This is a genomic window from Vibrio astriarenae (assembly GCF_010587385.1).
GTDB classification, from domain to species: domain Bacteria; phylum Pseudomonadota; class Gammaproteobacteria; order Enterobacterales; family Vibrionaceae; genus Vibrio; species Vibrio astriarenae.
On the sequence record NZ_CP047476.1, the window covers coordinates 69,317 to 91,433 of the forward strand.

The 22,117-nt window shown below is 45.2% G+C and carries 16 protein-coding genes; 9 read left to right on the plus strand and 7 right to left on the minus strand.

All coding sequences use genetic code 11. The features are described from left to right. Positions 1–37 precede the first annotated feature (37 nt). The 5 genes from GT360_RS14820 to trmY all read left to right on the plus strand — a co-directional run bounded on the left by GT360_RS14820 (position 38) and on the right by trmY (position 7,114). Positions 38–1,015: a carbohydrate ABC transporter permease gene (locus GT360_RS14820; protein ID WP_164649738.1), complete on the plus strand. Its 978-nt coding sequence runs from the start codon at positions 38–40 to the stop codon at positions 1,013–1,015. Further along, positions 1,015–1,845, plus strand: a complete 831-nt coding sequence (locus GT360_RS14825) for a carbohydrate ABC transporter permease (RefSeq protein WP_164649739.1) — start codon at positions 1,015–1,017, stop codon at positions 1,843–1,845. The genes GT360_RS14820 and GT360_RS14825 overlap by 1 nt, the downstream gene beginning before the upstream one ends. A 161-nt stretch (positions 1,846–2,006) precedes the next feature. Then, entirely contained in the window at positions 2,007–4,253 is a 2,247-nt protein-coding gene (locus tag GT360_RS14830) for an endo-1,4-beta-xylanase (protein WP_164649740.1), read from the plus strand. A gap of 144 nt (positions 4,254–4,397) precedes the next feature. Beyond that, complete coding sequence (locus GT360_RS14835) at positions 4,398–6,362, plus strand: methyl-accepting chemotaxis protein (RefSeq protein ID WP_164649741.1); 1,965 nt, start codon at positions 4,398–4,400, stop codon at positions 6,360–6,362. Between the two features lie 149 nt (positions 6,363–6,511). Next, complete coding sequence (gene trmY / locus GT360_RS14840; RefSeq protein WP_164649742.1) at positions 6,512–7,114, plus strand: tRNA (pseudouridine(54)-N(1))-methyltransferase TrmY; 603 nt, start codon at positions 6,512–6,514, stop codon at positions 7,112–7,114. A gap of 134 nt (positions 7,115–7,248) precedes the next feature. Here trmY and GT360_RS14845 read toward each other — a convergent pair whose 3' ends face one another. Next, positions 7,249–8,325 (minus strand): LacI family DNA-binding transcriptional regulator, encoded by a 1,077-nt coding sequence (locus GT360_RS14845; RefSeq protein ID WP_164649743.1) that lies wholly within the window; start codon positions 8,323–8,325, stop codon positions 7,249–7,251. A 250-nt stretch (positions 8,326–8,575) separates the two neighbouring features. Between GT360_RS14845 and GT360_RS14850 the strand changes: the two genes are divergently transcribed. After that, complete coding sequence (locus GT360_RS14850) at positions 8,576–10,678, plus strand: alpha-galactosidase (protein WP_164649744.1); 2,103 nt, start codon at positions 8,576–8,578, stop codon at positions 10,676–10,678. 110 nt (positions 10,679–10,788) lie between these two features. Next, the gene (locus tag GT360_RS14855) at positions 10,789–12,558 is read left to right on the plus strand and encodes a solute:sodium symporter family transporter (protein WP_164649745.1); all 1,770 of its coding nucleotides are present in this window, start codon (positions 10,789–10,791) and stop codon (positions 12,556–12,558) included. Positions 12,559–12,642: 84 nt separating this feature from the next. Here GT360_RS14855 and GT360_RS14860 read toward each other — a convergent pair whose 3' ends face one another. After that, positions 12,643–13,512: an AraC family transcriptional regulator gene (locus GT360_RS14860; protein ID WP_164649746.1), complete on the minus strand. Its 870-nt coding sequence runs from the start codon at positions 13,510–13,512 to the stop codon at positions 12,643–12,645. Positions 13,513–13,643: 131 nt separating this feature from the next. Here GT360_RS14860 and GT360_RS14865 point away from each other — a divergent pair, with 131 nt between their 5' ends. Next, positions 13,644–14,792: an aminotransferase-like domain-containing protein gene (locus GT360_RS14865; protein ID WP_164649747.1), complete on the plus strand. Its 1,149-nt coding sequence runs from the start codon at positions 13,644–13,646 to the stop codon at positions 14,790–14,792. 108 nt (positions 14,793–14,900) lie between these two features. Here the strand turns inward: GT360_RS14865 and GT360_RS14870 are convergent, their stop codons facing one another. Genes GT360_RS14870 through GT360_RS14880 form a run of 3 tightly spaced genes read right to left on the minus strand, consistent with a single transcriptional unit; the run spans position 14,901 to position 18,278 of the window. Beyond that, a complete protein-coding gene (locus tag GT360_RS14870) occupies positions 14,901–16,907 on the minus strand; it encodes a flavohemoglobin expression-modulating QEGLA motif protein (protein ID WP_164649748.1) in 2,007 nt (668 codons plus the stop codon). Continuing rightward, positions 16,888–17,928, minus strand: a complete 1,041-nt coding sequence (gshB, locus tag GT360_RS14875; protein ID WP_164649749.1) for a glutathione synthase — start codon at positions 17,926–17,928, stop codon at positions 16,888–16,890. Before gshB ends, GT360_RS14870 begins: the two co-directional genes overlap by 20 nt. Continuing rightward, positions 17,928–18,278: a MaoP family protein gene (locus tag GT360_RS14880; RefSeq protein ID WP_164649750.1), complete on the minus strand. Its 351-nt coding sequence runs from the start codon at positions 18,276–18,278 to the stop codon at positions 17,928–17,930. The genes gshB and GT360_RS14880 overlap by 1 nt, the downstream gene beginning before the upstream one ends. Before the next feature lie 427 nt (positions 18,279–18,705). Here GT360_RS14880 and GT360_RS14885 point away from each other — a divergent pair, with 427 nt between their 5' ends. Beyond that, positions 18,706–19,155 carry a MarR family winged helix-turn-helix transcriptional regulator gene (locus tag GT360_RS14885; RefSeq protein WP_164649751.1) on the plus strand — a complete coding sequence of 150 codons (450 nt, stop codon included), beginning with the start codon at positions 18,706–18,708 and terminating at the stop codon, positions 19,153–19,155. A gap of 111 nt (positions 19,156–19,266) precedes the next feature. Here the strand turns inward: GT360_RS14885 and GT360_RS14890 are convergent, their stop codons facing one another. After that, complete coding sequence (locus tag GT360_RS14890) at positions 19,267–20,316, minus strand: glycoside hydrolase family 43 protein (RefSeq protein WP_164649752.1); 1,050 nt, start codon at positions 20,314–20,316, stop codon at positions 19,267–19,269. 177 nt (positions 20,317–20,493) lie between these two features. Next, positions 20,494–22,107, minus strand: a complete 1,614-nt coding sequence (locus GT360_RS14895; protein WP_164649753.1) for a glycoside hydrolase family 43 protein — start codon at positions 22,105–22,107, stop codon at positions 20,494–20,496. Between the last annotated feature and the right edge of the window lie 10 nt (positions 22,108–22,117).

The window sequence follows — 22,117 nt, forward strand, 5'->3', positions numbered from 1 at the left end:
AATCCTGGCGCTATTTTAGATGTCGAGATAAGATCCTATGAGTACTATTACTGCTACACAAGTTGCGACTAAGCAGAAAGGACGCTTTTGGCTAAGAAAAGGCAATAAGATCGCCCCTTATCTGTTCGTAAGTCCATTCTTTATTATTTTTGGTGTGTTCGGCTTATTCCCGCTGATATTCTCACTTTATCTGTCATTCCACTACTGGGAACCAGCGGCTGGATTGGCTGCAATGGAATGGGTTGGTTGGGAAAACTACCTATTTGCTCTAGAAGATGAGTGGTTCCAAAAATCCATTTACAACACAGTGGAAATTGCCCTGAAATCGGGTATTCCACAGCACGCAGTGGCATTGCCGCTCGCATTCTTTATTCACACCAGCTTTACCCGTATGCGTAATACGGTGATTGGCGTGTACTTTGTACCATACATCACCTCAACAGTAGCGATCTCATTGGTGTTTACTACGCTATTCTCTCGCGACTTTGGCATGGTCAACCAAGTGCTGACTTCACTGGGTAATTTCAGTATCGGTGATGTGAAAGTACTGTCGTGGATCTTCCCAACGGAGAACATTGACTGGAACCGTCCGGCGTATACCAAAGACATGATTTCATTTGTTGTTTTCTGGCGCTTCGTAGGTTGGAACACGGTTCTGTACTTATCAGCACTGCAAACGATCCCTAAAGACATTTATGAAGCTGCCACCATCGATGGCGCAAGTCGTTACCAGCAATTCTGGCACATCACGCTGCCAATGCTAAAACCAATGGCGTTCTTCGCAGTAACGTTGACCATCATCGGTAACCTACAGCTATTCGAAGAACCGTTCATCATCACAGGTGGTACGGGTGGTATCGAGCAAGCAGGTAAGACAGCCGCTATGCACATGTATATCACGGCATTCGTTGAGAGTGACTTTGGTACAGCATCCGCTATCTCTTGGATTCTATTTATGATGATTGCCGGTCTGACTTGGGTTAATAACAAGCTACTTGGTGGGAGTAACCAATAATGAATAAGTTAGGTAAAGATAAATTGGTAGCCTACATTATTGTAGCGCTGGGTGCGGTCATCATGCTGGCACCGTTCTACTTCATGTTTGTGTTCTCATCACACTCAAATACAGGGATTCTATCGGTTCCACCACCGATTACATTCGGTGAGTATTTAGTTGATAACTTCAACGCGCTGCTCGATTTCCTGCCGTACTTTTGGCACAACTTGGGCTTGAGTTTATACGTAGCGATTATCGTCACCATCTTGAACTTGCTGTTTTGTTCACTGGCGGGCTATGCGTTCGCGATGTTTGACTTCAAATTCAAGAACGTACTGTTTGTCGCGATTATGGCAACCATGCTATTACCTCCATTCTTGGGCATGATTCCAACGGCAATGATCATGTCGACCATTGGCTGGATGAACAGCTCAAAAGCACTGATTGTGCCGGCAGCTTGTGGAGCAATGGGTATCTTCATGATGCGCCAGTTTATTTCAAGCTCAATTCCTAAAGAGCTAGTAGAAGCGGCACGAATGGATGGCTGTGGTGAGTTTAAGATCTACTACCGCGTCATCGTTCCATTGATTAAACCAGCGTTTGGTACGTTAGGTCTGATTACCTTCATCGGTACTTGGAATAACTTCATGGGACCACTGGTTGTTATGAATGACATGAAGATGTTCACGGTGCCTCTTGCACTACGTGCACTACAAGGGACAGGACAGGTGCCATGGGGCGCGGTGTCCATTGGTGCGGCGATTGCTGTATTGCCGCTCTTGTTCCTATTCATCTTGGCTTCTCGCCGTTTGATAGACGGTCTGACAGCGGGTGCGGTTAAAGGATAATACTTAGCTTAATGCCTAGTTAAGAGCTTGCTTTTGATGAGTGATTTTACTTAGAAAAAGCAAGCCTTACAGGTGTAATACCCAAGCAATCTTATATCTGCCTTCCTTTCAGGTTGCTTGGTTATAACACTTAACTATCTAATAATTATTAAGGAATACCAATGAAACGTGTACTTTTGCCGACCCTTGCGGCAACGGCATTGTTGGGGTGCTCTGGACAAGCACAGCAATTGGATACCACACAAGCTGATCCTCAATCGAATTCTGATGTAGTGATGCCACTTAAGACTTTGGCGGATCAAATCAATCTTGCCATTGGCGCAGCATTGGAAACCGGACACCTTGAAGATCCTCAGTTCCGTGAAACGCTGATTCGTGAATTCAACCAAATTACTCCCGAGAATGAGATGAAGTTTGGTTATGTTCAGCCACAGCGCGGGGTGTTTGATTTTGAAAAACCAGACCAACTTGTCGATTTCGCTGAAGAGCACGACATGGTTGTCAAAGGCCACGCACTTGTTTGGCACATTCAAAACCCAAAATGGCTCGAAGAGACTGAGTGGACCAAAGATGAGTTAACCAAGGTGCTAGAAGAGCACATTCACACGGTCGTTGGTCACTATAAGGGTCGAGTCCTGTACTGGGATGTGGTGAATGAAGCCTTTGATGACCAAGGTGGATTCCGAGATACGTTATGGTATCGCACGCTGGGTGAAGATTACATCGAAATGGCATTCCGTTTTGCTCATGAAGCTGATCCAGATGCGATCCTTTTCTACAATGATTACTCATCTGAAGGCATGACCGCGAAATCGAACGCTATCTATCGTCATGTTGAGATGTTGGTTGAACGCGGCGTACCTATTCACGGTGTCGGCACGCAGCTTCACCTAACAGCGGATAACTCCATCGCAGATTCATCGATTGCACGTAATATTGAACGTATTTCTGACCTTGGTCTAGACATGCACTTCACGGAAATCGATGTGCGTATTCGTGATAACGATGGTGCGATGGGGCTGCAAGATCAAGCTGACAAGTACGAAATGCTGATGAAGTTGGCAGCATACTATCCTGAAGTGGATATGTTCACAACATGGGGCATTGGCGACCGTTATTCATGGGTTCCACATTGGTTCAACGGCTACGGCCGCGCTCTGATGTTTGATGAGAATTTCCAAGAAAAACCCGCTTATGATGCCGTTCAAAGCGTCTTGATTGATGCAGTCACCGGTAACTTTGCTTATGAGCCAATGACGGATCTCTCTAACGCACAGCGTTATGTATTGCCGTTTAATGCTAAGCCCCTATCCCAAGCTCGATTGAACGCGGATGAAGTGGTGTTCTACCCATTTGCCTTTAACCAGCTTGGTGGTAAAGATCAGCGCGTACCAGATACCAACGTTATCGATGGTAAGTGGGCCGTGGGTTATCACAACAACAAGCTGATTGGACAAGTGATTCGTCAAGACAGTAAAACCGTCGTTAACAAATCTGAGTCACACGAAAACGATAATGTTGAAGTGTTTGTGCGCCTCGGTGAGCAGTTCTGGCAGTTCCGTTCTATCGTCGGTCAAGACTTCGCACCAATCGGCTTCCCTGGTAAAGCAACCGGTAAGTGGAGTAAAGATGGCACGACATTCGACTTTGAAATTGCCTTCAACGAGTTTGAAGACCTAGTGGGTGAAACCATTGGCTTCAATATCGCGCTGTCAGATAATGATGGTGACACTGCAACAGGCAACCGCCATGCGCAACTTTACCCTCTCACAGGTACCAACATTGGTTGGCAGGGTGAAGAGTTTGGTGAGCTGTTCATGAATGGCCAAAACGCGGTTGTGTCTACGATCCCAGTCTCGACACCGCCAGCATTTAAAGCGATGAAACTAAGTGCAAAACCAGCAGGTGCAGACAGCTCTGAGTGGCAGCAGGGATACCGCTACACATTTGCGTTTAACCAACTAAACCAGCGCGATATGACGGTGGACTCGCAAGATGACATCTCGGGTGACTGGACAATGGGCCATCATGGCAATTGGCTATACGGTGTCGTCAATCGCCAAGATGACAAGACCTTCACAGATGCTCAAGAGAGCTATGAAAACGACAACATTGAAATCTTTGTTCAACGTGGTGAAGGTGATATGTATCAGTTCCGCACTGTCGTAGGAGAGGATTTTGAACCTTCACGCTACTCTGGCGAGACGTTTGCTCAATGGAGTGCTGATGGTAGTCAACTTTTCTTTGGTATCGAAATGAGTGAGCCGCTGAAATCTGGCGAAGCGCTTCGTTGGAATATTGCACTGTCTGACAACGATGGTGAAGGCCGCAAGTACCAACTTTACTCGGTACCAGGCAGCAACATATCTTATCTCGGTGAAGAGCTCACGAAGTTAATCGCTGAGTAACTCCAAAGGTGGCGTTTTATGCGCCACCTTTTTTTCTCCCCAAATCCCAAACTTATTCTTTTGGATGCAGTTACTTATTGTGACTGTAGGCTCTTTGCGTCTGCAGTAAAGTGACGTGATTGCATCTTAAACAAGGATGTGAAGATGAAGATGTTTCATATCAACATCAGTCGAGCGGTTCTTGCTTCATTTGTCAGTTTTATTGTTGCAGTAAGTTCGATTGGATATTTATTTACCCAGCAGTTTCGTGACACTCAATTAACGATTGCGATTGTGACCGATGTGACCTTCCCCATGATGGCCAGAGTCTCAGATATTTCCGACTCGATGGCTAAAATCGAAAACGCGACGAATCAAGCATTATTCAGTCAAACGGATAACGAAATAGCGCTTTGGTCGAATGTGATATTGGAGGAAACGGAGACACTGAAAGCACTATTAGAAGGAAGAGATCAATCCGTCTTGGACGTGACTTTTCAAAGTGGCCACTTAATTGATAATCATAAAGAATTGCTGCAGTTATCACGCAAACTCAATGAGATGAATGCGGCTCTACAAGTGATGGCGCAACGCTTCAGTGTACTTTCTGGTCAACAATATGAAGAGGAGTTAACCAACGAGCAAAACGTCTTGTTAACCTCTTTGGTGGAGGAGTTCTCTACCATGCAAATTGAGACGATTAACGTTCTGAACAGCAACGACGTCAGTGACATTGATAAGATTATTGAATTAAACCGTCAGAGCCGCGCATACATTCTAGAGGACTTTGCCGAGTATAGTCGTCTGAGTGATTTAGAAACTGAACAAGGTAGTCATGAGTTGACGGCCAACCTTCCTTGGTTGCTCAACACGATGACGAGCGATGAGGGTATTGTAGGAACTCACCGACAAAGAGTAGTGCGTCATGCTGAACATAACGCGCAGCTGATAGAGTTCCGTCAACAACTTACAGAGCAGCGCGAGCTTATCCAACAAGAAGTTGAAGTGAGTCGCAGCGAAACGGTAGGTCAGTTACAACAGACGCTATTAGCCATTGATAGCGTAATTAATGGCATGTTGGTGTTTATTGGTATTATCATTGTTCTAATATTAGGTTTATGTGGATGGCTCTATCGAGCAATTCAACAACCCATGAAGGCGATTATTACCACCTTGAATCGCCTTTCTGAAGGGGATTTATCGCAGTCATGCCACTATCAAAAGCCTAACGAGTTTGGCGAAATAGTTAAACATCTTAATCAGGCGTTAGGCAATCAGCGTAAGCTCGTTAATAGCATCATCGACAACAATCATCAGATCTCTGCATCCTCTACTCAAAATACTCAGCTCGGTATGACATTAAACCAGCAAGCGATTGAACAGACAGATCTATGCACCTCTATCACGCAAGCGATGAAAGAGATGGAGCAAAGTGTCAACGAAATCAGTGAGAGTGCGGAAGGGGCTGCGATGTCAGTTCAGCAAATCAGTGGCAATGTTACTCAGTGTGTCGACGTATCACGCGCCGCTTACCATCAAGGTAGTGAGTTAAGCACTGAGTTAGATAACACGGCTAAAGCAATGGACAAAGTAAGCTCGAGCAGTGAATCTATTGTCTCTATTTTGGAAGTGATCAATACCATCACTGAACAAACAAACTTGTTGGCATTGAATGCCGCTATTGAAGCTGCAAGGGCAGGGGAGTCGGGGCGAGGCTTTGCTGTCGTTGCAGATGAGGTTAGACAGTTGGCGAAAAGGACGAATGCCTCAACGATTGAGATACAGGATGTGATTGCGGGTTTACAGTCAGATATTCAAATTGCGGCCAAGCAAATTACCAACTGCAATAAGAGTATGGCAGGTAATATGGCAAGCTTTCAGCAGATACAAGAGCAGGTAGAGGAAGTGTCCCAACGTGTGCTCAAGTTGTCGGAAATGAATGGAGTCATTAGTGTATCGACGACGGAACAATCAAGCGTCTGCTTCAACGTGAGTCAAAACATGAGCGCGATATTAGAGGCGGCTGAAAAAGTTAAGCAGACAACCATCGAACTAAAAGAGAGTAGTGACGGGTTGCAAGGCGTAGCAAATGCACAACACGGCTTAGTGCAGCAGTTTCACTGCGGTTAAAGGAAGGTCTGAAAGGGGGCGAGCATGCCCCCTTTGAGCCAGTTGAAACTCAAACCGGTTGACTCCATTCAGATAAACGAAACTATCGATAGACAGGGCGTGAGATATCGTTATATTAACGTCAAATTTCGATAAATTAGTGGTTATCCATGAACAAAGCCTTTGTGGTACGTGCTCGTGCTGCTTCAACTGATCATAAAACGTTTGTCGCGGGTGTCGGTTCTGATGCTCATTCCGAAATTCTTGCCCACGTGTTGATGAACGCAATTTTTACTGCTCAATCTCACCGTGATGACGTTACCGTCTATTTAGTGATTGAAAGTACGACAGATTTCTCACGCACGCTATGCTTTGAATCCTCTGACCTTCGTAATATTGGCGGCTTTCATGAATCCGCACTGATCGATCTGATTTCAAAAGGGCTTGAGCACTCCGTCGGTATGAAGAAAGAAGAATATCGCAAAGTGTCTGAAGGTTTGAGCGTCGAGACCATTAGCTTTGAAAGATTGGTTCAGCGTCTGGCTGAGGACTATACGCTTTACTTACTGGATAAAAAAGGCACCGACATTCAAGAAGAGCTGTTTGATGGTGATGCGTGTTTTATCTTAACCGACCATATTCCAATGCCTAAAAAGAGCTGGAATAGCCTAAAACGTCTGGGTACGCAAAAGATCAGCCTGGGTCCTCAAATGTTGTTTGCTTCTCAGTGTGTCGTGTTAATACACAACGAGTTCGATCGAAGAGGGTACTAACCACCTGTCAGCATATCCAATTTTGCTGTGTTGGTTTTAAGTTATCTTGTAAATGAAGAGTACTTTATCGCTTAAAGTACTCTTCTCTAAATCATATTAATTAGATTATCAGCCCTGCCTAAATAAGATTGCATTCATTCTGGCAGTAGTGCCTCCACTTTTCTCAGTAATTGCTGAATCTCTTGCCTGTTATATTGAGCGTCAGGTTTTCGTTCACTGCTTTTTCGGGTAATCAACTCCACCGGAATACGTGTCTGTTTAATTGATAACGGTGTGTTTGCATCTTGATTCTTTAGTTCAATCGCCTGAACAACCGCTTGTTCGCCTATTAAAGAGAAGTCTTGCTTGACGGTTGTTAAAGGTGGATTGAAGTAGGCGCTGTCTGCGATGCCATCAAAACCGACCACAGCCACTTGCTCGGGGACTTTTATTTGCAGCTCATTTAGTGCTCTTAATGCGCCCAGTGCCATTTGATCACTGGCGACAACCACGGCATCGAAATCGAGTTGTTGGCCGACGGCTTCACGTACTGCCAAATAGCCACTACTTGCCTGCCAATCTCCTTGAAACTGAGACACGATCTCTTTGTTTGCAGCGGTTATTTCTCTCAGCCAACTGTCGAAACGTATCTTTGAAGCGCTTGATTCCTCCGGACCTGTAATCAATAGAAACTGCTCTCGGCCAGTTTCAATCAAGTGTTTCACGACCTCTGCTGCGCCTTGAGCATGTTCTCCGTGGACATTGTGAACGGCTGTGTCGTCCGGCACATCAATAAATATCAGGTGCAAGCTAGGGAACTGTTCCACCAGCGTTACTGCATCTTCTGAAGTCATTGGCACATTTAAGATGACGCAATCAACCTGCTGAGCAATTAATTCGCGCATGGAGACTTGAATGCTGTTTAGCCCCGGTCCAGAAACGACGGAAAAAGCAGTACCAAAGTGAAGTTGGTGGGCTTTTTTTCTCACCCCATTGGCAATCAGAGCAGCGCCGTGTAATGCCATATCGAGAGTAATTAATCCAATATTGGTGGATTTAGCACGACTGAGCATTTGAGCCCCTTTGTTTGGGACATAGCCAAGTTGTTTAATGGCTTGATTCACTTTGATGCGAGTTGACTCTGCAACGCTCTGCGAACCATTAGTCACGCGAGAAACGGTTTGGGTGGATACGCCTGCGAGTTTGGCGACATCTTTGAAAGTGACACTCATGCTTAATTCCATCTTCAAGTAGACTTTGGAGAAACAGTAATCAAATCGCGTCAATATTACTGTGCCAAGGTTCAAAAAAATGTTGGCGAAAACATCAAAAAATGTTCTCGAAAACAGTCGATCTGGCCCATGTTTTTGATTTCGTAAAGCCATTTTAGATCACGTTTTGTGAGTAGTTAACTATTATTAATCGTACTTTGGAGCAATATGAAAACCAATAAATGTTTACGAAAACAAAATGAGTTTGGCTATGACTAAATTTGTACACCTACAAAGTAAAAACCACAGTTTAATTATTAAAACCGACCGTGTGCCAGAGATTTTGCATTGGGGTGCGAAGATCGCTCAGATCGATGAAGATCTGATTTTATCGACGGAGCGCCCTATATCCCAAGCCCGTCTGGATGTTGATGTGCCGCTATCACTTTGCCCGGAACTTGGCAGTGGTCACTTTAATGCTCCGGGCATTGAAGGCCATCGTCAAGGCTATGATTGGGCACCCGTATTTACGTGCACTTCAATCGATGAGCAAACGAACAGCGTGCTCTTCACTTTGGTTGATGAAGTGGCAAAGCTTGAGCTTAAGATTGAGGTGATGCTTAACCCAGACACCGATGTGTTACAAAAACGGACTTCAGTAACAAACATTGGTGAAGGGCAATACACACTCGGCAAGTTGTCTTCCACACTGCCATTGCCGAATCACGCGAATGAGTTGATGACGTTCCATGGTCGCTGGTGTCACGAGTTCCAAACTCAGCGTCAGCGTTTTGAACACGGCGGTTTTATGCAAGAAAACCGTCGCGGTCGCACTTCCCATGAGAACTTTCCGGGCTTGTTTGTTGGCACTAACGGTTTTAGCGAGCAGCTTGGTCAGGTGTGGGGTTTTCATCTCGGTTGGAGTGGCAACCATCAGATGCGTGCCGATGTGCGAAGTGATGGTCGCCGTTTTGTACAAGCCGGTGAGCTGCTATTGTCAGGGGAGATGATCTTAGAAGAAGGTGAAACTTACCACAGCCCTTGGCTATATGGTTGTTACAGCAATACGGGTCTTAACGGTATTTCTCAGCGTTTCCAACAGTTTGTGCGCGATAACATCGTTAAATTCCCAGTCGAAAAACCACGCCCTGTGCACCTCAATACTTGGGAAGGTATCTACTTTGATCATAACCCTGAGTACATCATGCAGATGGCAACAGAGGCGGCCGAAATGGGCGTTGAGCGTTTCATTATCGATGACGGTTGGTTTATTGGTCGAGATGGTGAGCGTGCAGCACTGGGTGATTGGTATTTAGACATGAAGAAGTATCCTAATGGTCTAGAGCCCGTGATTGAGCACGTGAATCAAAAAGGGATGGAGTTTGGTCTTTGGATAGAGCCAGAGATGGTAAGCCAAGATTCAAACCTGTGGCGCACACATCCTGAATGGGTTTTGGGTCTACAAGGTTATCATCAGCCTTCGGGTCGTTGGCAATATGTATTAGATCTACAAAATCAAGATTGCTTTAACTACTTATTTGGACGGCTTAATGACCTTTTAAGCCTTTATAATATCACTTATCTTAAATGGGATATGAACCGTGAGCTCGTTCAGCCGGGTCATCAAGGTCGCCCTGCGGTACATGGTCAAACCGAGGCACTTTACCGTTTAGTCGATGAGCTGAATAGAGCGCACCCAGAGGTCGAGATTGAGTCTTGCTCGTCAGGCGGTGGTCGTATCGACTTCGAAATTCTAAAACGCACTCAACGTTTCTGGGCATCTGATTGCAATGATGCGCTAGAGCGTCAGGCGATCCAAAAAGGCATGAGCTACTTCTTCCCTCCAGAAGTGATGGGGGCTCACATAGGACCTTATGAGTGTCACTCTACGAATCGTCGTCACAACATTAATATGCGTGGTGTAACGGCACTGAGTGGTCACATGGGCGTTGAGCTTGACCCGGTAAAAGAATCACAACAAGAGAAACAAGCTTTTTCTCGCTATATCGCTCTGCATAAACAATACCGTCACCTTTTGCATAGTGGTCGATGTTTCCGTATTGACCCTGTAGATAAGAATCAAAACATCTACGGTGTTGAAAGCGATGACGAAATGCTGATCACGGTTTGTCAGCTTGCAATGCCTGATCATGCACTGCCTTCACCTCTGCGTATTAGTTGTGTCGACGTGAGCGCAAAATACCAAGTTAAATTAGTGGAGATGCCGCAAACGAGCTTCCAATTAATGAAACAACGGCCTCAGTGGCTGGATAAAACGTTGACCTTAAGTGGTGACAATTTAAAAGAAATTGGCTTAACACTACCCATTCTTGACCCTGAGTCAGCGTTAATCGTACACCTACAAAAAATATAATTTTTACTACTCACTGAGTAATAAAAACCAATAACAGGTGAAGGCGTGATGCTCACCTGGCGTCACCCCTTTGCCTAAAGAAAACATATCCAATAATTAAGGACAATATCATGCCAGTAACAATCCTACTGTCATTCTTTTTCTTTACCGGGTTCGTTGTGTTTTATACCTGGTCCCGAGTTAAGAATCAGAAGAACACTTCAAAAGACGGCTTTTTCCTCGGAGGTCGAAGCTTAACCGGTGGCCTAATTGCAAGTTCACTGATCCTAACCAACCTGTCTGCCACCAGTTTTGTCGGTATGAGCGCACTTTCGTTTAAAGGCAATATGTCGGTAATGGGTTATGAAGTTGCATCAGGCATTACCCTGATCATCATCGCGCTATTTTTAGTGCCGCGATATCTAAAGCAGGGTATCACCACGATTCCTGATTTCTTAGAGTCTCGCTACGACTTGTCGGTTAAGCAGTTTGTCACCGTACTCTTCCTACTCAGCTACATTGTTAATCTTCTACCAAACACGTTATACGCTGGCGCTATGGTTATCGGTGGTATCTTTGATGTCGAGACCATGTTGGGCATTAGCCGTTTCCAAGCGATTTTGCTGATTGCAACCATCATTGGTGTACTCGGTCTTTTCTATGCGATCTATGGCGGCCTCAAAGCGGTTGTCATTGCAGATACACTCAATGGTGTTGGTCTGATTGTGGGTGGCTTAATGATCCCCATCTTTGGTCTGATCGTTTTGGGTGACGGCAGCTTTATGGACGGTGTGGATGTGATTACAACCAACGCTACTGACAAGCTTCAAGCGGTAGGCGCGGAAGACGATCCTAATGTTCCTTTCTCGACTATGTTTACGGGCCTGCTGTTAGTAAACCTTTATTACTGGGGTACCGATCAAGCGATCATTCAACGTGCACTTGGTGCCAAGAATCTGAAAGAGGGGCAAAAAGGGGTGATCCTTGCTGGTGCAATTAAGGTGCTCACTCCGCTGTTTTTAATTATCCCTGGTATCATCGCTTACCATATGTTCGGCACCGTTGATGCCGCAGGCCAAAGTTACGAAGCGGACACCATGTACACTCGCCTCGTCAACGAAGTGTTACCCAAGCCACTGGTCGGTTTCTTCCTTGCCGCTATGTTTGGTGCCATCCTATCCACGTTTAACGGTGTACTAAACTCGTCAACAACGTTATTCACATTGAACGTCTATAAGCCAATGTTTGATAAAGAGAACAAGCTTTCTGACGAGCAACTTGTGAACAAAGGACGCTCATTTGGCTTGTTCATCGCTATCCTTTCGGTAGGTATCGCACCGTTCATCATGTTCGCACCGAACGGTTTGTTCGATTTGCTACAACGTTTAGCGGGGCTATTCAGTGTGCCAATCTTCACCATCGTGTTTATGGGTTACGTTACTAAACGTGTGCCAGCGGTAGCAGCCAAAGTCTCGCTTGCAGTGTTCGTTGCAGCGTACGGTATCGTGCAGTTTACGCCAGCAGCAATGCATGACTACTTAGGCCCTCTAAAACCATTGGCAGAGTTGCACTTCTTCCATCAGTTGGCTGTGTTGTTTGTAGCGTGCTGCGGCATCATGTTTGTGATTGGCAAGGTTCGCCCTCGTGACACGGATTACGTACTTCCAGTCAACGAAGCTATGGACATCGAACCTTGGGAGTTCCGCTTTGAAGCCTCTGCGGTCATCTTGTATATGGTACTTGGCGCCTACATCACGTTCTCTGACCTTGGTCTGGTTGCCGGTGACACCTCATTTATGGTGACGTATGCACTGTGCGGAATCGTGATTCTTGGTGGGATCTTTGCTCGCATCAAAAAGAAGCAGGCGAATGCTAAAAGGTTAGCAGCGCAAGAAGTTTAGTTGTTACATATAACTAAGTTCGGGGAGAGAGGTCTTATGGCTTCTCTCTTTTGATTTTGAGGTTTTGAGTGTTTGGCTTTGCTTCTAGAAGAAACTTATAGGTAAGTAAAAATCTAACTCAAATGCTTCTTCATGGTTTAAAAAGTGGTTTTGATGATAGTGAACATACGCAGGTGTAGAGCGCTGTTTGAAGCCAGAGTTTGGTAACCATGTCTCTAGTATTATGCTGATTTGTGGCAGCAGCTCGCCATAAACACCCGTCAATCGAAACACCGCGTGCAAGCCACCTGGAATCGTCATTTGGTTGACGACGCCACGATACTTGAGCGGTTTATCAATCGCCATGCACGCCACATAGCGACATTTGTCCAACTCTACCCAAGCTGGATTAGAATGATGCAAACCATATTGCTGCGAGAAATCACGGCGCTCTGAGTGAGCCCATGCTTTTAACACTAGCCAAGCATTGCGAATCGAACGGTTATAGCCTTCATGACGGACGTAGGCAGCAAAGCGTTGTGGCACTTCAATAATCTTTGGCTCGGGCAAGGTTCGCCTCGCAACTCGATGGTAACCCGCTGCCACTTCAGGAGCCTTTAGGTAAGGTTTTTCGGCAACTTGTAGATCGTGCTTGCGCCAAGCTCCGGGTGACATACCAAAGGTGGTTTTGAAGGCGCGGCTGAAAGACGATACCGAGCTGAAACCACACTTATTCGCTATATCGACGACTGATGATTTAGTATCGAACATCAGTTGGTTTGCAGCGTATTCCATGCGTGTGCGACGAATGTATTGATGAATAGACTCCCCCACCACGTCTTTGAATATGCGGTGGAAGTGCTGCTCAGAATACGCTGCTACATCGGCCAGCTCTTTAGCGGATAGTTCTCTACTTATGTCTTGGTGAATATAGAACAGAACGTCATTGATTCTGGAAACCTGTTGCTGGCTCATAACCTAACACTTCACACAAATTCGCATAAATGGACATGTTTAACAGCATAAATGGACACGAAAGGTTTGGCAATTCCCATGTAAACTCGCTTCGATTAAGAGCAACCGTCAATAATACGAGAAACACACATATGGAAATCGCGCAGTCCCTACAACAAATAAAGTCATCCTACATTCGAGAAATCCTCGCTGCCGCAAGCGATAAAAATGTCATTTCACTTGCTGGTGGTCTGCCGGACGAGAAGACCTTCCCATTAGAGTTAATGAAGCCGACGCTTGAACGTTTGGCAGACACGCCAGAGGTGTTCCAATACGGTTCAACATCAGGCTACGGACCTCTATTGAGTTTTCTAGGCGATTATTTCAAGCTTCCTGGAACACATACCATCATGATTACCACTGGCTCTCAACAAGGGTTAGATTTAATCGCACGCGCCTATGTGAATCCAGGTGACAAAGTCTTGATGGAAGTCCCAAGCTATCTCGGTGCGATGCAGGTGTTTGGCTTGGTTCAAGCAAATATCCTTACCGTTTCTCAAACTGACTTTGGCCCAAACCTTGAAGAGCTTGAGCAATGCTTTGCAGAGCAAAAGCCGAAAATGTTTTATGCGGTGCCAGATTTCCATAACCCAACTGGCGTATGCTGGGCATTGGAAACAAGGCAAAAGGTTGCAGAGCTATGTATTCAATACGATGTAGCTCTAATCGAAGATGCGCCGTATCGCGAACTGCGTTTTTCAGGTGAGGCTCTTCCGATGGTTTCTGATTTCTGTCCACAAAACGCTATCGTGCTTCGTTCATTCTCTAAGATTGCTTCCCCGGGTCTTCGTATCGGTGTTGTTACGGGAAAAGTCAGCTATTTGGAGCCACTTATAAAAATTAAACAAGGGGCTGACCTGCACTCAAGTGTTCCAATGCAAGCACTCTTACATGGCTTGCTGGAGCATGACAACTTCGAAACGCATATCACCATCATTCGTGAGTTGTATAAGTCTCGTTATGATGTAATGTTCTCAGAGCTAGAAAAACAGCTGCCAACCGGTTGTGTCTTGAGGCCCGTTGATGGCGGCATGTTCGTATGGGTAGAAATTCCAGAGTGCGATACGTTTGAGCTAGCCAAACAGCTACTAGTAAACGGTGTTGCCGTCGTGCCAAGCCCAGTTTTTTATCCAGAAGGCGCTGAGGTAAAAACGGCGCTGCGACTTAACTTCACTAATGCAACCTCTGAAGAGTTGAAAGTGGCGGTTACTCGCTTAGCGCACGTATTACACATACTTTAATATGTCGAGGGAAGTAAGAAGAGGTGAAATGCTGAGCAGCTATAAAAACTAGAACCATTACTATCTAGCGGTCAGCAAAGCGTTCTCCTTCAATACATTACTAGCAGATTACACAACTAGTGATTCTATTAAATAGTCTAGGATAGGGTCACTATTGATTGATTCGTCTCGACATGGCATGAAAGTGGGTGCTTTCAACCAACCACGGTTCATCAGTTCATCCAATAAATCGTGGTATCGGAAACTGCATTTCCCAACATACATATTGTCGATAGAACGCTGCTTTTCTGTCTGTAGAGCTTGCAAGAAGCCTTTAAGGTATAAGTGATCTTTAGTAAAACCACCGCCGCGATATACTCGAGACGTTAGGGAAAATGCGCTCTCTTTATCCAGATTCAATCCCTCATATAGATAGCTATAGGTTTGATAGAAATCCTGTTCATTCAGCATTGAGTCTACAGCTAAGACGCGTTTCGCCAACATATTGATGCGCTCATGTGACAAGTTACCAGACCGATATTCAGCTAAGATTGCCAAACCTTCTTGAGATAGGGTTGAACCGGGTAGACCTAAACGCAAAACTTTAAGTGGCTGAGTTCGAGCGTTATAGTTTGTTGCCATATGAACGCCGAGTTCATGTTGAACCAACCGTTCTATTTCTCGATCAGTGAAAATAGCCCTGCTATTCACATGCAGTGTTGGTGGTTGAGCCGATACCATTGCCCTCGCCGCTATTTTGCTTGAGGAAGCCACCTTACATCTCATACCCAGTTTCACTGCTGCCGTTGACAGTTTGTCCATTGCCTCTTTCGAGGTAAATGTCTCGTTTATCTCTTCCTCAAGTGGTTTTGCATAGAGTAGAAACCGAGCATTCCCTAAGTCTTTTTCATTAGGACGTCCGTGATAGCGCAATGCGTTATACAAGAATGCTTCACTCCCTACAGAAGTGAGTAAATCCATCTTATCATTAAGTTTTTGCACCATATCACTGTATAAGTGGCGCATGTCAGGATCGGAAATCTTCTCTATAGGCAATCGGTAGAGGCGTTGTTTAAAATCGCTAACATTGATTGGCAACTGTCGATAGCGATAGTTCGGTTTATATCGACTAGGGTTTGCCTCAAAGCGCTTAAACTCAGCAATCAAGTTCGTCGGGTTAACGTATTTGAGCGTTTCAACTTTATTCGCAAGTTGATATAGCTGCCGATCAACATTCAGTAGGGCTGGCTCAATGCAAGAACTCAACATATCGGCTTTGTTAGTTCGACGCTTTTTGTTGTACTTACGTTGAACAAACGCACTGGTTTGGCTAAATGCCGCTTTTAGTCCAGATTGTAATGCCTCTAATACTAAAGGAAACGGTGTGCCACTCTCTTCTTCCATGAAGACTTTTTTGACTTCCGTTGGCAGAACAAGGGTGCGGTCAAAATGAGCATTGGTATGTGAGATCAGGTAGCCTCTGCCTTCAAAGACGGAATCCAACTCAGCTGTTGTTGAAATATTAGGCAGCGGGATCTTAGCCAATTCCGAGGCAAACCGATGCACGACTGATCCCCAACGTTCCATATCTATTTGGGTAGTGCCAATGTTAAACACAGGAGCATCATTACGCTGGCGCTTATAGTTATATGAGTGAATGTCAAACACAACCACGCTGTCATGCAGGGCCTCAAGCTTAGTTATGATGGCTTCATAGAGGGTATAGAATGCCGAGTGTTTGCGATGACTCTCAGTTCGATGTTTGGTGCTAAGCGGCTTCTTCCAGACTAATCGATTCCATGCCGACTTGTAGTACGTACTCAAGGTCATGGCTCGATTCAAGTCATATTCAAATCGCGAGTCTAATCCCACCATGGTAATAGGTTGGGATGCGATCATATTGTCAGTGAAAGGGTCCTCTTCAAACAGTCGCTCAGGCTCAGTAAGTACACAACGATGCACTAATTCATCTCGCAGACGAGAGCCTGCGTGAATGGCGGTACATACCACAGGGAGGTATTCATCGATTTTGACGAAACAACCAGCGTCCGCAAGTTCACCAGCAAAAGGTTGCCCTCGCTGGATAAGCGAGAGCATTTCAGATAGTGTATATTTTTTATGGTTCAATGTGGGCATTCTTAACAGCCATACGGAAAGCACTTTTTCTCTGTTGAAGCAGGTCTTTGGAGTTCACTATGTTCTCAACAAAATCGATGACCTGACGCTGTAGTCTGACGCGGTTGAGCTTGTTGATACGCATGATGCCACCAGGACTGAGTACATTAACCTCAACCAACTTGTTGCCAATTACATCCAAGCCCGTGAAGTAAAGACCATCTCGAACCAATTTTGGGCCAATAGCAGCACATAACCGTTTTTCTTCTTTGGTGATACTATGCTTAACAACGGTGCCACCAGCATGAACATTTGAGCGGATTTCGCCTGTTGCAGGGACGCGCCTCATTGCACCGATTGGCTCACCATTCAGCATAAGAATTCGCTTATCGCCTTCCTCTGCACCCTCAATATAATCTTGTAGGATCACATAGTTGCTTTGATCTCCTTCACCGATATAGAAATCGAGCAAAGAGCGGAAGTTCTGCTGTGCATTCTTTTCAATCACAATCACGCCATGACCGCCAAAGCCATTGAGTGGCTTTAGAATCATCTTTTCACTGTCGCTTTCCTCTAAAACACGCTGCAGGTAATCGCGATTTTTAGACACGTGTGTCGCAGGAATAAACTCACTCGCAGCACCACCCATACTCGCGGTATAGAGTTTATTGTTTGCAAGACGAAGCCCCTCAAGATCATTAATGATGAGGGTGTCATCTTTTATTGAGTCCAGAAAGTTCAGTGCTAAGTTATCCAGAGGAGGGTTTGCACGCATGAAGATCACATCAAAGCCAGCCATCGGTAAGCGAGCTTTGGAGAACTCAGCTTGACGATAGAATGAGGGAATCTTGTCTGATATCTTTTGACCTTTCTTCAGGACATTACAAAAACCAAATACTGTACTATCGCGTATGGTCAGACCACTGGTTGTTGTAATCGCCACGGTGTGGCCTCGAGAAGCACACTCGTGTACCAAACGTAATGTTGTGTCTGTTTCCGGGCAAACTCGTTCCCAAGGGTACATAAGAAAACAGATGTTCATTACTCGTCATCCCCTAAGGCGTAGGCGTTGTAGTCGTCTTCACTGATAATCGGTTTACTATTTAGTGAGTGAAAGCGCTTTTTGCCACGAGAGAGTTTGACATATTTCGCCCAAGTTTTTTCCAGTTTGGTTGTAGGCTCTTTTTGACCTTTTACGACATTTAGAAAGTCCACTTCCGCTTGGTTTTCTGGCGTCAAGTCGCCACGTTCAAGAGCTAAAAGTGTTGTACCAAAGAAGGTTAAAATTTCGTCCTCGACCAAAGTAAAGTCACCTGATTTAGAAAAACCACGTGAAAAGTGGGTGTTGTCGTAGAAGCGAGTTTTTCCTTGACGAACATCTTGATTTGACATTGCAATCATCTCGATTAATGAGTGTTATTGATAGGCGAAAGATATGCGGAGAATCGCAATGTGAACAACAAAATATTTTTGTCGTTAAGATTAGTTGTTTCTATTATTCATAGTGTTACGAAACCACACGTAATCCTGATGGAAAACGGGCATCGAATAACACTGAATAAAGCAGTGTACTAGAGACAAGTGGGTCAGCGTTCTTCTGTGTGATTCGCACCCCTGAACACATTTATATTTAGCTTCGAATTTGTTGCCACGAGGAGGAATGATATTTACCAACCAACTACTAAATGTTTCAAATAGCAGATAGTTGCTACAAAACATGAATGTCTAGATTTTTATGTTGTAGCTGCAACAAAATGATCTTACCATCCATGTTACTACTTTAGTGACTGACAACTAACGAATGCTCCAAGGTATCATTATGGCTTATAACGATGATGAAATAGCATCACCGCTGCTTCATGAGTCGACTTTTTTTGTGATGGGGGTGGCGTACCGTCGCTTTCGTAATCAAGTCCAAGAAGTACTGTTAGATAAACATGACATCACTACTGAGATGCAAAAAGCACTAGAGATACTCGACTATCACAAAAAGCTTTCTCAGCAGGCATTAGCTGATAAGTTGATGAAAGAGAGAAGTACAGTCAAGCGTTTGGTCGACAACATGTTGAAACGCGAACTGGTGACAACGGTATCTCACCCAACCAATCAAAAGTTAAAACTCATTCAACTTACAGCATCAGGCAAAATCGTGCATAAAAGTGGTAATGAGATCGTCACTAAGATTCAACGTCAGTGGCTCAACACACTGGACGAAAAACAAGAGGTGCTATTAAAAAGTGCCCTAATTTCTCTGATAGAGAAAAACTAGAGCCCATTATGGGGGTTAATCACCCCCGGTTTTTTATCTTGTATTGTGCACATCTAAATAGAATGCAAAAAGGAGCTGAGAGTCAGCTCCTTTTTTCGTTCAAACGATTGATTAGTCTAAATACGGCTTGATGGTTTCAATAGAACCATCTTCATTGTGCGTAAGCTCTGCCATCTTGATGCTACGCAGGTGAGTTTGGCCTGCAGATAGAGAGCTATCGTGGTAGAACAGGTACCACTTACCTTGGTATTGAGCCACTGAGTGGTGTGTTGTCCAACCCAATACCGGCTCAAGAATCACACCTTGATACTTAAATGGACCGTATGGTGATTCGCTGGTGGCGTAAACGATTTTGTGCGTATCGCCAGTCGAGTATGAGAAGTAGTAAACGCCATTGTGCTTATGCATCCAAGGGCCTTCGAAGTAGCGGCGGTCGTTATCGCTTGCAAGTAGCAGCTCACCATTTTCGTCAAGGATCTCAATCTCTCGCGGTGCCTCAGCCAAATCAACCATGTTGTCAGCCAGTTTTGCGACAAGTGGTTTTAGTGCTGGCTCATGATCTTCAGGGAAGATCTCTTCACCGTATTCATTGTCACGGTAATTCTGCAGTTGACCACCCCACAGGCCACCAAAGTACATGTAGTACTCGTCATTATCTTGGAACACAGCAGGGTCAATACTGTAAGTGCCCTCAATGTGCGACTCTTCAGGTATGAAAGGACCTTCAGGATGATCACCAACGGCAACACCAATGTGGAAAATGCCCTCATAGTTTTTCGCTGGGAAGTAGAGATAGTACTTACCGTCTTTCTCCGCTGCATCCGGTGCCCACATTTGACGCTCAGCCCATTTGACGTCTTTCACGTCTAAGGCGTTGCCGTGATCGGTGGCTTTACCGAAAGGGCGATCAAGAGAGATGACGTGGTAGTCTCGCATGTCGAAGTGATCACCGTTGTCATTCAAAGGCTGATCGGTTTCAACATCATGCGATGGATAAATGTAGATACGGCCATTAAACACATGTGCGGATGGGTCTGCGGTATACATATGTGTAACGAGGGGAGAGGAGATAGGGGTTAGAGAGCTTGCTCGTGCTAAGTCTTGCTCTGTTACGCGCTCTGCATCACTGACTTCTGGTTTTTCTACTACTGATTCAGTCATTTTTTGTTCTCTACGTTGGACTCAATTTACTAAATTCAATATACAAACTTGCATAAGCGTTATCTATTTGTAGTTTGGTAATCGATATATGATATTTAGTAGTGTTTCTTGTCTTTTTTGAAAGGCCAGTTGTCTGTGACAATATCTGGCCTTTGCCTATCGTTTGCCTAGCAGTGATTACGACTTTTCTTGATAGTCGAAGTAGTCAAAGTCGGCATGGACTTGTTGTCCGGTGATATCGGCGGCAAACAATGCAGCGAAACTACCGGTGAATCGGAAGATGTCTGGGCCACCTTCATCAGACAGTGGAGTACTGTTCAAAGCAGGGCCAATTTGCTGCCAGTTCACACCATCCAATGAGAACTTAAAGGTGTACCATTGATAGTCCAAGTCGAGCTTTAGATAAACTTCACTTGCATCACCGATTAGCACGTCGTCTGAATACTCACCATAAACGTCATTGATATTACCAACTACTTGCAGCACTCGCTGACCCTCATCGTTACAGGTCATCTTCAGGAAGTAGTGTCCGTTACGAGAGTAGTAGGCACACAATCCAGCCATTTGATATGGCGTCTGTGGGTTAAACTCCATTTTGGTTTCAACACTGGCATAGTGTGACTGGAAGCGACGCGCGATCATGCTTTGCTCATAGCGTGATGATAAGTAATGGCGTCCCTTCAAGCGCAGATAACCTGGGCGTTCAGTGAGTGAGCCCCACGCATCATCCATTGGCTCGCGCAGTGTTTGGAAGTTCACATCAAGTACCGCTGAGTCAAAATCCTCACGTGCGGGCAATGCAGGCCAAGGGCATGGTTCTAACTCCGGTGCGATAACGTCAACAACAGGCGTTTTCCCCGTCGTTACGTATGGCCAATTGTTGTCCCAGTGCGCTTTTTGAATCGCACTTTCTCTACCCAAAATCGAGAAGCCGTTGTCATACTTCGGCATGAACTGATAGCCCTCAGGGTTTGGTATGCGACGTCCACAAAGATGACTTAAATACCACTCTCCGTTTTGTGTTTCTACTAAGAAACCATGGCCAGCACGCGATAGCTCTGCATGCTCTTGAAAACGACTGGTGAGAATAGGGTTGTCAGGATGAACTTCATAAGGTCCCCAGATGTTTTTAGAGCGACAAACCGTGACCGCGTGATTACGCTCCGTACCACCTTCCGCCGTAATGAGGTAGTAATAGCCATCTTTCTTCATCATCTGAGGGCCTTCAGTACAGCCGAGCTCGGTGCCCGCAAAGATGTTCTTTGGCTCTCCAACGAGCTGACCTAACTCAGAGTCAAACTCTTGAAGCACGATGCCGCCGAAGAAGTTGGTTTTTGCTCGACCATCCCACACCATGTTAAGCATGTATTTCTTGCCATCATCATCGTGGAATAGGGAAGGATCGAACCCATAGTTGCCGATAGACACCGGCTCGCTCCATGGGCCTTCGATATTGTCCGCAGTGATGACAAACGATGGTGTTGCCATCCAGTTGCCACCACGACAAGAGTGAACATTAGAGAAGCAAAGCCAAAACTTGCCATCAGAGTAGGTTAAGGCAGGGGCATAGACACCTTCCGAATTATCCATGCCTTTCATGTCAAGTTGACTGGTGCGCGTCAGCGCATGACCGACTAAGCGCCAGTTCACCATATCTTTAGAGTGATGCAGTTGAATACCAGGAAACCATTCAAACGTGGACGTTGCGATATAGTAGTCATCGCCGACGCGTACGATGGAAGGGTCAGGGTTAAAGCCTTTAAGCACTGGGTTTTGAATCATTTGTGTCATTATTCATTCT

Bases quoted from the DNA above. Each gene is read 5' to 3' on its own strand.
- GT360_RS14820 (WP_164649738.1), top strand. From the start codon at position 38: ATGAGTACTATTACTGCTACACAAGTTGCGACTAAGCAGAAAGGACGC.
- GT360_RS14825 (WP_164649739.1), top strand. From the start codon at position 1,015: ATGAATAAGTTAGGTAAAGATAAATTGGTAGCCTACATTATTGTAGCG.
- GT360_RS14830 (WP_164649740.1), top strand. From the start codon at position 2,007: ATGAAACGTGTACTTTTGCCGACCCTTGCGGCAACGGCATTGTTGGGG.
- GT360_RS14835 (WP_164649741.1), top strand. From the start codon at position 4,398: ATGAAGATGTTTCATATCAACATCAGTCGAGCGGTTCTTGCTTCATTT.
- trmY (WP_164649742.1), top strand. From the start codon at position 6,512: ATGAACAAAGCCTTTGTGGTACGTGCTCGTGCTGCTTCAACTGATCAT.
- GT360_RS14845 (WP_164649743.1), bottom strand. From the start codon at position 8,325: ATGAGTGTCACTTTCAAAGATGTCGCCAAACTCGCAGGCGTATCCACC.
- GT360_RS14850 (WP_164649744.1), top strand. From the start codon at position 8,576: ATGACTAAATTTGTACACCTACAAAGTAAAAACCACAGTTTAATTATT.
- GT360_RS14855 (WP_164649745.1), top strand. From the start codon at position 10,789: ATGCCAGTAACAATCCTACTGTCATTCTTTTTCTTTACCGGGTTCGTT.
- GT360_RS14860 (WP_164649746.1), bottom strand. From the start codon at position 13,512: ATGAGCCAGCAACAGGTTTCCAGAATCAATGACGTTCTGTTCTATATT.
- GT360_RS14865 (WP_164649747.1), top strand. From the start codon at position 13,644: ATGGAAATCGCGCAGTCCCTACAACAAATAAAGTCATCCTACATTCGA.
- GT360_RS14870 (WP_164649748.1), bottom strand. From the start codon at position 16,907: ATGCCCACATTGAACCATAAAAAATATACACTATCTGAAATGCTCTCG.
- gshB (WP_164649749.1), bottom strand. From the start codon at position 17,928: ATGAACATCTGTTTTCTTATGTACCCTTGGGAACGAGTTTGCCCGGAA.
- GT360_RS14880 (WP_164649750.1), bottom strand. From the start codon at position 18,278: ATGTCAAATCAAGATGTTCGTCAAGGAAAAACTCGCTTCTACGACAAC.
- GT360_RS14885 (WP_164649751.1), top strand. From the start codon at position 18,706: ATGGCTTATAACGATGATGAAATAGCATCACCGCTGCTTCATGAGTCG.
- GT360_RS14890 (WP_164649752.1), bottom strand. From the start codon at position 20,316: ATGACTGAATCAGTAGTAGAAAAACCAGAAGTCAGTGATGCAGAGCGC.
- GT360_RS14895 (WP_164649753.1), bottom strand. From the start codon at position 22,107: ATGACACAAATGATTCAAAACCCAGTGCTTAAAGGCTTTAACCCTGAC.